Raw genomic sequence first — 14,255 nt, 5'->3', positions numbered from 1 at the left:
TTCATCTGCTGTTTTTTTTTACAGCTTCTAAATTGTAATCAAAAACAACTACTTTAGCTGCCGTAAGCAGCTAATATTTAGCAACTTTCTTTTTCTATTCCGTTTGCGCCAACAGTTACAATAGCTATTTTTCCTTTTAAGTTGAAAAAATTTGATGTATCCATATTGTTTTGGTTTTATTCTTAATTTATCTAAATTAAATACTTTTAAACTTTCTTAGTTTGTTACTTGTTGTAATTCCGTAAAGAAGCTTAATACTTTTGGTTGATCTCTAAAAAGACTGATTGTTTTGTCTTTATTGCTAGATAAAGCAGTGTAGCATTTAACAGGTTTTTTATCTTTCTTATTTTAATTTGTTTTCAAAGTCATTATAATCCGTTTTTCATAATCTAAAAAATAGTTATCTAAAACTTGATTGCCAGTAAAACCTAACTTTTTGTAAATTTTTATAGCCACATGATTTTCTGGATATACTGTTAAACAAATTTCTTCAGTTTCTTTTTCTTTTAAAATAGCTATTAATTCGTGGGTTAATTTTTCACCTAGCCCTTTTCCTCTTGCATCTTTGTGTACTCCTAAAGATAAAACCCAACCTTGTTTTTTATCTAAGTTTAAGCCGCCAATAACGTAGCCTAAAATTTTATTATCTTCTTTGGCAACTAAGAAGTATTCATCAGAAATATCAAATAATTGACGAATTACAAAAGGAGGGTAACTGTCTGTATTAAATACGTTTTGTTCTATAGACAAAATATCATTTAAATCTTGTAAATAAGCTTTTTTAATAAGTAACATAATTATTTTTTAGTAAAATTTTAATTTGCCTTAACTAACATCATAAAGAATAATATTAGTAGAGGTTATTTTTATAAGTCTATTTTTAATCATTCCATTCATTACGAATTTCCTCTATTATATCATCATATTTTTCTTTTAGTTCTGCAGAAATAGTTTTAGAAGATTTGTGTAACTTTCTTAATTGAAAGGCTAAAAATATACTAAATAAACCTGCAAATAGAAAGCTAATAGCAATAAGAACAACAACACTCATACCTGTAAAAATAGGATTTGAAATTAATATAAATGAGAAGATTGCTCCTAAAACACCAAATGCTAATAAAGTACCATAATTTTTATTACCATAACTTTTAATATCTAAAGCAAAACTAATAGCTGCAATAGAACGAAAGAGTACTGTAAAACCGATGTAAAAAGCTAATACATTAATTGATAAATTTGGGTGAATTAGCAATGAGAAACCTGCAAGAAAAGTAATGATTCCGAAAGCTAAAGACCAACCCCAATTTTCTAATTGATGTTTGTTTACTATTGAAAAAATAATTTCTGAAACGCCTCCAAATAAAAAAGACAGCGCAAATAAAATTGATAATGTAAGTAAAGAGCTTATTGGCGATGCAAAAGAAATAATACTAACAATTATAAAGAAAATTCCTACCAATAAAGGAATATACCAATGTTTAATAGTGTTTTTGATTGTTTTTAAAAATACTGAATTCATAATTACTGGATTTTAAGTTGATGTTAGTTTGGTAATTTTATATCTAAAATTATATTATTTTCAAGTAAAAATTTGCAGTCTTTATATTTTGGTGCTGATAATTTTGGTTTGAAGTTCTTTGAAAATCCATAACCTTCTTTTGGAATACCAAAAAAATTACGATTGCATACATTATCAGAGTTTGCATCATGATATAATGAAATAGCATAATCACCTTTTGATAGATCTTTAATTACAAATGATACTGAATTATCATTAACGTCTATTATATATTCTTTAAATGATTTTCCTTCTTTTAAAAAGCTTTTTTTTGTACTAAAAACACCAATTACAATCTTGCCTGCTACCTTTTCAATATTGGATATATTAATGGTTAATTGCGGGTGATTGGTTGAGAATATTGTTGTTAAAAATGTGATATATAAAAAAATATTGTTCATTAACTTATTGTGTTAATTAAAGTAATGCTTCATTTGTTTCATGTTTTTATTCTTGTAAGCTTCATACGGTTCAGATTTCTTTAGTAAAAACCATTTAATAGGTGCTTTAAAAACGGATGCTGCTAATTTTTTGATGAATGATACTTTTTTTGCTTCCATTTTAAAATAATCTTCTAAACTATCTTGTCTAAAATGAACAATGTTTTCTAAATCATCGCCATCAGTATAATAACCACAATGAAAATTTTTATCTGCAAAAGCATGTTTAGGAAAATTTAATTTTCCCAGTCCAAAAATTGCAAAAGAGCGCTCTAAAAAATGTTGGTAGCTAATTCTACAAGATTCACCGCCACCCAAATTAAAAATCTGTTTAGAAAGTTGCTTTCGCTTTTCAATTCCGTTTACAAATGCTCTTGCAGTGTCTTTTGGGGTTGCAATTTCTAAGGCAGTATTTAAAGGTTGATGAAACATTAATTTAGACATTTTATGGTTGCCCATAATAGCAGCAAGTCTAAAGATAGCCCAATCTAAATTACTTTTTGAAACACTTTTTTCTGCCGTTATTTTGGTTTCTCCATACGTATCACCTTTACTTGGTTTTAGAGTATCTTCTACTTGTATATAAGGGTTTTTAATACGATCTCCGTAAACAGAAATACTAGAGCTATACATTAAAAAAGCATTTGGAGAATGCAGTTCTAATTGTTTAATTAAATTTTGAGTACCTAGCACATTTACATTGTAAGCTAATTCTTGTAATTCGTCTGCCAAGGGAGGGATAATTGCAGCTAAATGAATAACTACATCTATATCTCTTATTTTTTCTAAGTCTTTACTATTTGAAATATCTCCAAAAATTAAATTGATGTTAGGTTCAAAAGGTTTTAACTTTTCAAGAGAATTTTTTGTTTTTTTATCAAATATAGTAAGATCGTAAGATGCATTTTTAGATAATTGTTTCAAGACTTCAAAACCAACAGTTCCGGAAGCGCCAGTAAGTAAAACTTTAGTTTTTAACATGAAATAATTTTTTATAGATGGTTTCTAATCTTTTATTTATAGGAATAGTTTAGATTTTAAAAAGAACGACTAAACAGAAATCATCAAAAAGGTGTCAATCAACCACAATTAACCAAATTTATGATTCCTTAATAATTGTTTAGTAGTTCTTTATCTTATTTATTGCACATAAACCGCTTCAAAAACTGCTAAAGGAGCTCTTCTACCAACATTTAGAGATAAAACATCATCTTTAATTGTGTAATTATCTGCCAATTCAAAAACTTTTAAGAATTCACTTTCATGTACATCTACATCTGGACACGCCATTAAAGTTGTTGCTATGTTTTTAAAACGAATTCTGTTGCCCTCTTCTAAAGTATATTCGCCGGAAATTGAATTACAACCTGCAAAACCAGTTATTCTATTTTTAGCTGCTTTTAAGGTGAAGAAAATTTCGCGCTCTTGAGTATCTGCCATTTTAATCTCTTTTCCTTCTAATGTTTTCAATTTCCAGTATTTCTCTACAATTTGGTTGTTAGAAACGTCCCCTTTTTTAAATGTTGCTAAGGGTGTCATTTTTGCTTTGTTAAGTATTAATTTTCCATTTTTTATGGTGAAATTATCAACTAGTTCAAAAATATTTATAATTTGAGATTCGTTTATCTTTACATCCGGACACATCATTCTAGTTAAAGCTAATTTGCTGAAAGAAATTTGATTATTGTCTTCTAATTGATAAGTTCCCATAAAGGTATTACAACCAGCGTGTCCACTAATACGGTTTGTTTTTGAATCTAAAGTAAAATAAATAGCTTGTCCGTTTTGCCCCGATACATTAGTACTTTTACCTTCTAATGAATTCATCGTCCACTTTATATTTTCGATAGACATTTTTTCTGATGAAATTTTGTTATTTGTTTCTGTAGCCGATTTCTTTCCTGAGTTACAACTTATAGCTGCAATTGCTATTAAGACTAATAAGATTATTTTAGTTTTCATAAATAGTTTTTACGTTATTAGTAATACAAATTTAGTTTTAGTTCGTAACAAAGCGAACTAGTTGGGTTTAAATAAATGTTAAAACTTTAAAATGGTACTAAATTAGGAGCTTTTATTTTTCAAACTTTCGGAAGTCAGTCATTTTACGAATAGTTTCTTCTACCAATTTTATTTTTCGACCAAGTAATCTTGATATATAACACCTATATATTGTTCATTCGAAAATTTTTCTGAATAGTACTTTTGATTGAAATGGTTAATTCGATTTACAATCTTCATTTCATCATCTATGCTTTGTAGGTAGATTTCTAAAGAGAGTAAGGATGCGTATTTAGCAATTTTAAAATACCTTTTTCTATCTCCCGATTTTGTTATGAAAGTAATGTAACCAAGTTTCGTAAGTACATTTACTGATATAGAACTTTTTCTAGCTTTAATAATTTCTCTTATCCCTTCAAAAGGCTACTCCATTATAAGAAGATTAAATTAACAACGCATAAATTATCGATGATAAAGGAGATAAACGAATGCGTTCTTCTATATCAAAGCTTGACTCTTCTATAAGTTGTAAATGCTCCTTATTTTTTAATAGTATGAGCTTAATTTCAGAATGAAAAAATACGTTTAGTTCGTAATTTGGCGAACTAAAGTTTATTAAATTCTTATAAACTCTTTTTATATAAAGAAAAGTAATTTATTTGCGTTTTGATAGCTAAATATTAAATTCCATTCCTTCTTTTGCGAGTTGAGAATTCTTAAAACGACTTTTACATTCTTTTTCTATGGCTGACAAAAAATCATCGTTGTGTGAAGGATCGTGATGTGTAAGTACTACATTTTTAACGTTTGCTAATTCTGCAGTTTCTATGGCTTGGTTAAAACTACTATGTCCCCAACCACGATGCAATGCTAATTCTTCATCGGTGTATTGTGCATCATGAATTAACAAGTCTGCATTTTTAGAAAAAGCAACTACATTTTTATCAATCTCTTTGCCGTGTTCTAAATCTGTAGAAATAACAATTGACTTGCCACCGGCTTCTAGTTTGTAGCTAAAAGCACCTCCAGGGTGGTTGTGTTCTCTGTAGCTAAATTTCACCAAACCATCTTCACCTAATAAAACTTCTGCATCTTTATAATCTATAAAATGTAAATCTGAGCCCATATTTTCTAATTGAATGGGAAAAAACTCCTTTTGCATTTGCAAGGCAAAAAGATCTTTAACGTCTTTTATATGAAGTTTTTTCTTTGGGTAAACAACACCAATTTTCTGATTTGGATTATACAAAGGCGAAAAAAAAGGAAAACCTTGAATATGATCCCAGTGGAGGTGTGTAAAAACTAATAAAATGAAATCTGTTTTCGGTATGCGACCTGTTTCAATATCATTTGCAAGCTGTCTAATTCCTGTGCCTGCATCAAAAATAACCATCAACTTACTGCGGTCATTAATTAACAAATCAACATAAATGCAGGTTGTATTTCCACCATATTTTTGAAAATCTAATTCACAAACAGGGGTAGAACCTCTTCCTCCATATAGTTTTACATTCCAAACTGCTTTTTCCATTTTCTCAAGATTTAGATAGCTGTACTAATTTATAACTTTTTAGAGAATTGATGAACCATAAAAATCAATACCGATAAAGCTATTCCTAGAGCAGAAACGCCAGTCCATTTAAAATGTTGCCACATTATAGCACCTAAAGTTGTACCAAGTGCTCCGCCGATAAAAAAACCAACCATATAAATGGTGTTTACTCTATTTCTTGCTTCTTCATTTCTAGAGAAAATAATATTTTGATTGGTTACATGTAGGGCTTGCAGACCTAAATCTACTAAAACAACCCCAATTGCGATACCTATTAATGAGTTTTCAGAAATTAGGAATATAACCCAAGAGAATACTAATAAAATGGCAGAAAAGGCAATGATTTTATTTTTACTGACTTTGTTATTTAATTTTCCAACAATTGTTGCGCCTAAAGCACCAACAATACCAAATAACCCAAAAGCTCCGGTAACACTACTTCCGTAGTTAAAATTTTCTTCCATTAAAAAAACAAGGGTTGTCCAAAAAGCACTTAAACCAGCAAAAGCCAAAGCACCTCTTAACGTAGCCAACCTTAAGGAAGGTTCTTTTTTGAAATAATACCACAGAGATTGCATTAAGCTGGCGTAACTTCCTTTATAATTAGGAGATAGTTTAGGTAATTTTAGCATTAGAATCAAAAATAAAAATAGCATAATTGCAGATGCAGCAAAATACATAACACGCCAACCATAAATTTCACCAACAAAACCACTAATAATTCTACTACCTAAGATACCAATTAATAGACCACTCATTACTACCCCAATTGCACGACCTCTATTTTTAGTGTCGCTTAATTGTGCAGCCATTGGTACAAACAATTGCGGAATTGCAGAAGTAAAACCAACAAAGAAACTACTTAGAATAAGTAGAAATAAAGAGCTAGAAAATGCTGTGGCAATTAAGGCTGCAATCATTAGAAAAAAATCATACTGTAAAATTTTATGATTTGATACCTTATCTCCCAAAGGAATAATAAATAATAAACCTAGGGCGTACCCTAATTGTGTAAATAGTGCAACATTACTAACTGCAGATTCAGAAACGTTAAATTCAACAGAAATAAGATGTAAAAGTGGTTGACTGTAATATAAGTTAGCCACAACTAAACCAGCAGTAATACTCATTAAATACAATACTGAATTAGATAATGTTTGTTTCATTTTTAACTTTATTTATAAGTTGAATTGCCAAAAGTAGATAATGTGTTAGGAAGATAAAAATAATTTAACCTTCTACTTTAAAAACTAATTTTACAAGAAGTGAAAATAGTTTTTTAGGAGATTTAATATTTATCAGTTTATTTTTTACAAATTAAAGGCTGCGTATTAACCAAAAAAATAGGTAACATTTTTCTGCTACCTATTGTTTTAATGTTGATAATAACAGTTTTTTTACATTTTTATGACTCTAAGAGAGTTGTTTTGTCCCTCTATTTTTATAAAATAAATCCCTTTGTCTAAATCTTTTATAGAGAAAATTGCTGATTTCTTGAAACTACCTTTAAATTCTTTTACCTTTTTACCAGTAACATCAAAAATTGTTAAATGATTTGTTTCTGTGTTTATTTTAAAAGAGTTTTCTGTTGGGTTTGGGTAGATACCTGTTTTCTTATCATTCATAAAAACAGCCTCATTAGAAAGTGTTGCGGGTTTGTTTCCATACACTTTAAACTCTCCTGGAGCTAAAGAAATTGAAGCAGTTGTACTTGTAATATTTATTGTAGCGTTGTTATCTAACAAATTATACCAAGTTCCTGTCTTTTGAAAAGATGGAGATATACTTTGTGTTGTTACACTAAAGTTTCCGACAATAGTTACGTATTGTATTTCTGAAGAAGAGGTATCTGTTAAATGGATTTTATTCAATCCGTTAGAATTACCAACGTCTAAAGTAAAATCTGATGTTTCAAAAATATCATATTGTAGTTTTAGTTTAATTAATTGAGACCACGTTTCTTTTAAACGTCTTCTATTCTCATCTGCTAAATAATTCCATAAAATAGGTTTATTACCTGTTCTACCATTTTGGTTAATAGAAATATCATAGCCTAATTCGCCAAATTGCCAAATCATTTTTGGACCAGGAACCGTAAAATAAAAAGCGCCTGCTAATTCTTCTCTAGCCAAAGCAGTATTAATATTTTTAATTTGATAAGAATTATTAGAATTACCAAATTGTAGGTTCTTATACATTAATCGCTCTTCGTCATGACTTTCCATATAACTTACATTTGCTGGCACAGACCAACCTCTGTTTTTGTAAGAAACCCAAGAAAAATCTGCATCGCTACCAAAACCCATTGTTGCTTGGTTATATTGATGATTGTGATTTCCCCAGACCATAATTCCTTTTCCTTCATTTAATCTATAATTTACCCACTGAGTTTCTTCATTATTAGTTCCTAAATGTTCGAAAATAATATAAAAATTAGGGTCTATTTCCCATTGATTATCTGCGTATTCTTTTAAAATATCAACTCTGTCTTGTTGGTAGTTATTTGTACAATTTTGGTTAGAGTCTGAACAATTTTGTGTGAATCCTTTTGTCAAATCCCATCTAAATCCGTCAATTTTATATTCTTCAATCCAATATTGAGAAACCCTTTTTACATAGTCTTTTACCGCTTGTTTAGAGTGATTGTAATCATTAAAAACACCGTAAGAGTGTGTTGCTGTTTGATTAAAGAAAGGACTGTCTGCACTTGCTTGACCACCGTAACCACCGTTATCGGTATTCCACATTCTATAATAAGGATTTTGCCCAGAAGCGTGATTAAATGCAACGTCTAAAATAACAGCAATTTCTCTTCTATGGCATTCATCAATAAACTGTTTAAAAGAAGTTGTATTGCCATAATACTTATCTAATGCCATGTGAAATGAAGGGTTGTATCCCCAAGATTCATTGCCATCAAACTCCATTACCGGCATCAATTCTATAGCGTTTATACCTAATTCTTCTAAATAATCTAATCTTGCTTTTACGGCATTAAAACTATGTAACTCATCAAAATCTCTAATTAAAATTTCATAAATAACTAAATCTGTTTTTTTAGGTTTAGTATAAGAAGTTGCTTTCCAAAGGTAAGCAGCATCACCAGTTCTTAATAAAGTTACAGCATGATTTGTTTTTCCTGCAGGATAACTTGGTAAGTTAGGATATGTAGTTGCGTTAATATATTGATCGTTTGATTCTGTTAAAACCACTGTAGAATACGGATCTGCAACTCTTAAATCGGCTTCAATTATATATTGATACGTATAGTCTTTTTGTGGAGTTAAGCTGTTAAGTTCTATCCAAAAACGATCTTTTGTACTGTCTTTTTTTAGTAAGTAGATATCGTTTACTTGCCAATTATTAAAATTACCAATTAGATGAATAAATTCTTTACCTGGAGCATAAAATACTAAAGTTGCTTTTGTATTATCTGATGGGTTTAAGTTAATTCCATCTTTCATTCCTGAAGGAACAGCAGCTTCAGTAACTGTAGGTCTTACAATTGCATTAAATGTTGTGCTTTTAATTTCTCCATTATTTGTAGCTTCTAAAGTATAATTTGTATTTTCTGTAACAGTAGGAGAGAAGCTATATGTTGTAATATTTGTTTTTTGGTCAATAGAAATTCCGTTTGCTTTTAAATTGAAATTAGCAGACAATGAGGTAGTTGCGTTAATCGGTAATGTTTCACCTGAATTTAAAATTGTTGAAGAAATTGAAGGTGTGTTTAAAGTTAATTGATACGCACCAACTTCAAAATATTGGTCTTGAGATTTCTTATTACCTGAACCGTCTTTTGCTTTTACTAACATTCCTATACTACCAATATTAGTCCTATTATAAAGAGAAGTAGGTGTAAAGGTAATTGAGTATGAACCAGTACCGTTGTTTGTTAATTTTTGAGCTTCATTAGAGCTTGTCCAACTTCCATTTGTTGGAGAATCCTTAGAGTTGCTGTCATCAATGTCATAAGACCAAGACCATAAATAGATATCTGAAACTCCCCAAGAAGCGGTTGTTATATTAGAAACAGTTATAGTAATGGCATCTGTTTCTTCAAATGTTGATGGAGAAACACTAAAAGCAACATTTTGTACTTGACTAAATCCGAAAGAAGTTATAAATAAAAAAAGTAGCGTAATTTTTTTCATAAAAGGTATTTTTAAAATACAAAGGCCACCTAAGAAAGGTAGCCTTTATATAATCTTAACAAGATTACTGAATAGTTATAGTTCCTTTATTATAATCTACTGTAATTTTATAAGTACCATCTCCAGGAGATTTTACATTGTTTTCATCATCTCTTACAAGCATACCAGGGTAGCTTTTACTTTCTCCCCAGTCATTATCCCATGAACCCTGTACAGGTAAAAACTTAAATTCATCTGTAGCTGTTAATGCTAGTGTTAGTTCAAACAAGCCTTTAGAGACTTTTGTAAAGGCAGGGGCTGTTGCATTGTTCCAGTCATTAGGTGAACCAACTAAATGTAAAACTGTTGGAGATTCTATAAGGTTAAAAGATAATGTGTTAAAGTCTAAAGTAACCATAAAAGTGCCTGTAGTAGCTATTTTTATGTTTTGCTCTTCATCTTGCTCTAATCTATTAGGAGTCGTTTTATTTTCTCCCCAATCATTGTCCCAAGAACCAGAATTTGGTAATATTTTAAATTCTTCTCCAGCGGTAAAAGCTTGCATTTTTGTAAATACTCCGTTTCCTGATGTGTAAAATTGTTGAGTTGCATCAGCATTATTCCAACCATTATGAGCACCCACCATAAACATGGTGTCTATATTCTCTAGCTTGTAACTTAATGTATTAAAATCTACAATTACAACATAGTTTCCTGTAGTAGCAATTTTGATGTTTTGTTCATCTTCTTGTACTATCTTACCAGGATTGTTTTTGTCCTCACCATAATCGCCATCATAAGTACCAGAAGTAGGAATCATTTTAAATTCTTCTCCGGCAGTAAAAGCTTGTACTTTTGTAAACACTCCATTTCCGTCATTGTAGAATTGTTGCGTTGCATCAGCATTGTTCCATCCATTATGAGCACCTACCATAAATAAATTGTCTGGTATTGCAGCTTTAAATGCGGTTAATGAAATTGTAATAGGATCTGATGTTCTTGTTAGGTCACCAGAAGCAGATTTTGTTATTGCTTTAATTCTAAAATCTAAGTTTGAAGCAATAGTTGCTTTTGCTCCACTAGCAATTACCAGATCATTTAAATTATCATGAGAAACTTCAAATGTAGTAGTGTTAGATGTTCCTATATTTGTTGGAGAAGCAAAATCTGTTCCTTCAACAGCCATCTCTATTTCGTAAATTATGCTTACGTTACTTGTCGCTCCAATTTCAGGATCATTCCAGGTGATTGTTAGTGCTGTCTCATTAGGATTAACATCTGATAATATTTGTGAGAAAGAACTGTCAGGACTTCTTATTACAGGAGGTTTTACAGCAAATTTAGATACTTGAAATAAAACAACATTAGAAATTGAGCTACCTGTACTTAATCTTACGAAAATAGCTGTAGCTGAATAAGATTTTACAGAAGCATTGTCTAATTTCTGGTTCAACTCTCCAACTGTCATTGTAAAGTTCTTTTTATCTGTATTCCCTAATTGAATAGGAGCAGCAAAAGTATCCTCTACAGACATTTCTACGGCGTAGTTTGCAGCTACGTTAATCTCATCGACCCAAGTAATTGTAAATGCAGGATTATCTGGTAGGGCAAAGTTTAAAAACACATTACTAATTCCCGGTGCAATTAATTTAAATTCAGGATCTGGACTAGTTATTGTTAAGCTTTCTTCGGTATCACAAGCACCAAATAATAGTATTAGTGATAAGAATAAGAAGCTTACTCTTTTTAAATAAATTTTCATATTTTATCTATTATAAGTTAAACTGATATTATAAATTTAAAGGGATTAAGATATAACGACCTGTTAAGTCATTAAACCAAACATCATAATCATCTTCTACAATTACTGGAATTGCACCACCACCATTGGTAGCTACACCAGAAAAAGAAGTTGAACTTCCCCACTTAGCACTTGCACCTGTTACAAACTCGACATTACCTGGTGTTAAATGGATTGCAGTAGCAAACCAAATATGACCATCAAAAGCTAAAGGAGTCATTGCCACATTTGCAGTACTAGATCCTTGCATCTCTAATGATGTTGGACTTGTAATACCAGCGGTATCAAAATCTTCAATAGAAAACTTTTTAGAAGCAAAGTTTATTTTGAAGGTATAAAAACCGGCAGCATTTACACCAAATCTTCCTGGGTCTGTTTCTTGTGTTCCTGGGTTTCCAGCAACATCACCTTCCGTTTCTATTGGGTCTTCGTTGTCTGGGTATGTTGTTCCCCATTGGTCCGACCAAGATCCTTTATTTTCAATTACTTTAAAACGACCTTCACCATCATCTGCACTAGTTTTTTCAAAATAACCTGTATAGTAAAAAGTACTACTATCTGTTTCATCTCTAAATAAAGCTGGGTTATTTCCTGTTTCAAAATTATCCCAACCAGGTGCTGTTGCATTCCCAATTATATAATAATCTTTAAAAGTGTAATTAAAGTAAGGATACACACTAAATTGAATTGTATTTGATACAGCGGTCTCATTAGTTTGTGTTCCTAAAGAAGCAACAATTCGGATATAAATGTCTGACCAATTAAAAGGGTTTACTCCTGCATTACCAGCAGCTGAATTTACTTCACTAATAGATAAGGTAACCGAAGTTTGACCCGTAATTGTTGAAGCGGTTTTTGGTTCTGTAAAAGCATCATCTTTAGAAAATTGAATGGCATAATTAACAGCAGCTTGAATACCGTAATTAGCTTCATCCCAATTTAATGTTAAAGCTGGGTTTGATGTATTGACAGCGTCTAGTTCTAATTTCGTGAAATTTAATTCAGCTAAAACAGGAGCTGTTGGTTGTGATATCGTAAATGTTTCAGAAGTGTCACCGCAAGATTGGAGGAATAAAAATACCAAACCAATGATACTAACTGCTGAAAATCTTTTTATATTTTTCATCATTTGTAATTTGTTTTTTAAATTAATACCCAACATTTTGAGTTAAATTAGGGTTAGAAGCTAAACTTGCAGAAGGTATTGGATATAACTTCATGTGAGCAGGCAAAGAAATACCATTACTACCATTTCCTTTCCAAGCCCAATTATAATTACCTCCTGTAAATAGGCCATAACGAATTAAATCTTGTCTTCTATGTGCTTCCCAATGTAACTCTCTTGCTCTTTCATCAATAATAAAATCTAAAGTGATATCTGCAGCAGTTAAGTTGTCTTGAGGATTATTAGCCCTAGTTCTTAAGCCATTAATATAAGTTACCATGTCTGCATTAGAACCACTAGAACCACCTCTTAGATGTGCTTCAGCATACATTAAGTATACATCTCCCAATCGAAATAAAGGAAAGTCTGTATCTACAAAAGTTTGATCAGCGCCAAATGTACCCGTTGAGGTAGCATTCGAATATTTCTCGATAACATACCCTTGGTCTTTGTCAGAGATATCTGTAATGTTAATATCTCTAGTTCCAGAAATGATTGTATTTCTCGAGTCTCCAGAATAGATACCACCATCAAATAATTGAGCAAATTGTTTTCTTACTCTTAATGCACCTCCCCAGCCAGCAGCACCAACTCCCAAAGCTTCACCATTTGCTTCTAAACTTCCTATTTGACCATTAATTATAACAGTTGTTGGGCCGTAACTTTGTGTGATTAGACCATCTGAAATTATAGGGAAAATGATTTCATTATTTGCAGAGTTTGTATTGTTGTCTGCCATAAATAGATGTGCATAATCGGTTGCTAATGAGTAGCCGCCTCCAATAATTTTTTTACAGTTATCAATAGCTTCGGTGTATTTAGCTTCACCAATATAAACCTCTGCATTTAAATACATTTTCGCTAAAATCATCCAAGAAACAGCTTTGTCTGCTCTACCGTGTTGATTGGTTTTAGGAGCCATTAAGTCTGCTTCAATTGCTAATAATTCGCTTTCTATGAATGTAAATAATTCAGCTCTTCCAACTTGTGGAGGATTGAAACCAGCAGTTGGGTCTGTTTCTAAAACCATAGGTGCTTTTCCATATAGATCCATAATATGGTAGTATGATAAAGCTCTTAATAACCTTGCTTCGGCTCTGAATGTTACAATTTCTGCTCTTGTTGCAGTCGTTACATTTCTTGCTTCTAATTTTTCTGTAGTTGTTTCGCGTAAAAAATTATTTGCAAATGCTACAGAAACCATCGCTCTACTAAACATTCCTAATATAACTGGGTTTTGAGCGGTCCAGATATTACGTTGTATTTCTCTTGTACCCGGATCATTTTCATAAGACCATATCATTTGATCTGCAGAAAGTGTTTGCAGGTATAGTAATGTTCTACCGTATTGACTTGTACCTGCGTCTAGACCTTGAATATTTGAGCTTTCTGGTCCATCAACTCCTGTTAAAGATAAGTTTGCGTAAGCACCTGCTAAAACTTCTAAATAAGCACTTTCATTTTCAAACAGCGCATCACTTAAAACAGTTTGGTCATCTTCGGGTACAATGTTTAAATCTTTTGTACAAGAAGTAACTATTGATGTTAACAAAATAACAACGAATAGATTTTTTATTGTTTTTATATATTTCTTCATCTTGTTTT

General features: G+C 31.1%; 11 protein-coding genes. All 11 read right to left on the bottom strand.

Translation table 11 applies throughout. The annotated features are described in order from the left end of the window. Positions 1-348: 348 nt before the first annotated feature. The 11 genes from CW731_RS04860 to CW731_RS04805 all read right to left on the bottom strand — a co-directional run bounded on the left by CW731_RS04860 (position 349) and on the right by CW731_RS04805 (position 14,247). On the bottom strand, positions 349-795 hold the full coding sequence (locus CW731_RS04860) for a GNAT family N-acetyltransferase (protein WP_100945670.1): 447 nt from the start codon (positions 793-795) through the stop codon (positions 349-351). An 85-nt stretch (positions 796-880) separates the two neighbouring features. Continuing rightward, entirely contained in the window at positions 881-1,519 is a 639-nt protein-coding gene (locus CW731_RS04855; protein WP_100945669.1) for an HdeD family acid-resistance protein, read from the bottom strand. 23 nt (positions 1,520-1,542) lie between these two features. Beyond that, the gene (locus tag CW731_RS04850; RefSeq protein ID WP_100945668.1) at positions 1,543-1,959 is read right to left on the bottom strand and encodes a DUF2141 domain-containing protein; all 417 of its coding nucleotides are present in this window, start codon (positions 1,957-1,959) and stop codon (positions 1,543-1,545) included. A gap of 12 nt (positions 1,960-1,971) precedes the next feature. After that, a complete protein-coding gene (locus CW731_RS04845; RefSeq protein ID WP_100945667.1) occupies positions 1,972-2,979 on the bottom strand; it encodes an NAD(P)-dependent oxidoreductase in 1,008 nt (335 codons plus the stop codon). Between the two features lie 159 nt (positions 2,980-3,138). After that, the gene (locus tag CW731_RS04840; protein WP_100945666.1) at positions 3,139-3,960 is read right to left on the bottom strand and encodes an META domain-containing protein; all 822 of its coding nucleotides are present in this window, start codon (positions 3,958-3,960) and stop codon (positions 3,139-3,141) included. A 712-nt stretch (positions 3,961-4,672) separates the two neighbouring features. Then, positions 4,673-5,530 (bottom strand): MBL fold metallo-hydrolase, encoded by an 858-nt coding sequence (locus CW731_RS04830; RefSeq protein ID WP_100945665.1) that lies wholly within the window; start codon positions 5,528-5,530, stop codon positions 4,673-4,675. A 29-nt stretch (positions 5,531-5,559) separates the two neighbouring features. Continuing rightward, positions 5,560-6,717, bottom strand: coding sequence for an MFS transporter (locus tag CW731_RS04825; RefSeq protein WP_100945664.1), 1,158 nt, complete (start codon positions 6,715-6,717; stop codon positions 5,560-5,562). 231 nt (positions 6,718-6,948) lie between these two features. Beyond that, positions 6,949-9,705 carry an alpha-amylase family glycosyl hydrolase gene (locus tag CW731_RS04820; protein ID WP_100945663.1) on the bottom strand — a complete coding sequence of 919 codons (2,757 nt, stop codon included), beginning with the start codon at positions 9,703-9,705 and terminating at the stop codon, positions 6,949-6,951. Positions 9,706-9,769: 64 nt separating this feature from the next. After that, entirely contained in the window at positions 9,770-11,446 is a 1,677-nt protein-coding gene (locus CW731_RS04815; protein WP_100945662.1) for a SusE domain-containing protein, read from the bottom strand. A 28-nt stretch (positions 11,447-11,474) separates the two neighbouring features. Then, a complete protein-coding gene (locus CW731_RS04810; RefSeq protein WP_100947629.1) occupies positions 11,475-12,614 on the bottom strand; it encodes a SusE domain-containing protein in 1,140 nt (379 codons plus the stop codon). A gap of 19 nt (positions 12,615-12,633) precedes the next feature. Beyond that, positions 12,634-14,247 (bottom strand): RagB/SusD family nutrient uptake outer membrane protein, encoded by a 1,614-nt coding sequence (locus CW731_RS04805; RefSeq protein ID WP_100945661.1) that lies wholly within the window; start codon positions 14,245-14,247, stop codon positions 12,634-12,636. Positions 14,248-14,255 lie beyond the last annotated feature (8 nt).

This window comes from Polaribacter sp. ALD11 (assembly GCF_002831685.1).
Taxonomy (GTDB): domain Bacteria; phylum Bacteroidota; class Bacteroidia; order Flavobacteriales; family Flavobacteriaceae; genus Polaribacter.
The sequence above is the reverse complement of the archived record's forward strand: the minus strand, read 5'-3'. Positions and strand labels throughout refer to the sequence as shown.

Coding starts and splice junctions, on each gene's coding strand:
- CW731_RS04830 (WP_100945665.1), bottom strand. CDS start 5,530: ATGGAAAAAGCAGTTTGGAATGTAAAACTATATGGAGGAAGAGGTTCT.
- CW731_RS04820 (WP_100945663.1), bottom strand. CDS start 9,705: ATGAAAAAAATTACGCTACTTTTTTTATTTATAACTTCTTTCGGATTT.
- CW731_RS04805 (WP_100945661.1), bottom strand. CDS start 14,247: ATGAAGAAATATATAAAAACAATAAAAAATCTATTCGTTGTTATTTTG.
- CW731_RS04815 (WP_100945662.1), bottom strand. CDS start 11,446: ATGAAAATTTATTTAAAAAGAGTAAGCTTCTTATTCTTATCACTAATA.
- CW731_RS04840 (WP_100945666.1), bottom strand. CDS start 3,960: ATGAAAACTAAAATAATCTTATTAGTCTTAATAGCAATTGCAGCTATA.
- CW731_RS04855 (WP_100945669.1), bottom strand. CDS start 1,519: ATGAATTCAGTATTTTTAAAAACAATCAAAAACACTATTAAACATTGG.
- CW731_RS04810 (WP_100947629.1), bottom strand. CDS start 12,614: ATGATGAAAAATATAAAAAGATTTTCAGCAGTTAGTATCATTGGTTTG.
- CW731_RS04850 (WP_100945668.1), bottom strand. CDS start 1,959: ATGAACAATATTTTTTTATATATCACATTTTTAACAACAATATTCTCA.
- CW731_RS04825 (WP_100945664.1), bottom strand. CDS start 6,717: ATGAAACAAACATTATCTAATTCAGTATTGTATTTAATGAGTATTACT.
- CW731_RS04860 (WP_100945670.1), bottom strand. CDS start 795: ATGTTACTTATTAAAAAAGCTTATTTACAAGATTTAAATGATATTTTG.
- CW731_RS04845 (WP_100945667.1), bottom strand. CDS start 2,979: ATGTTAAAAACTAAAGTTTTACTTACTGGCGCTTCCGGAACTGTTGGT.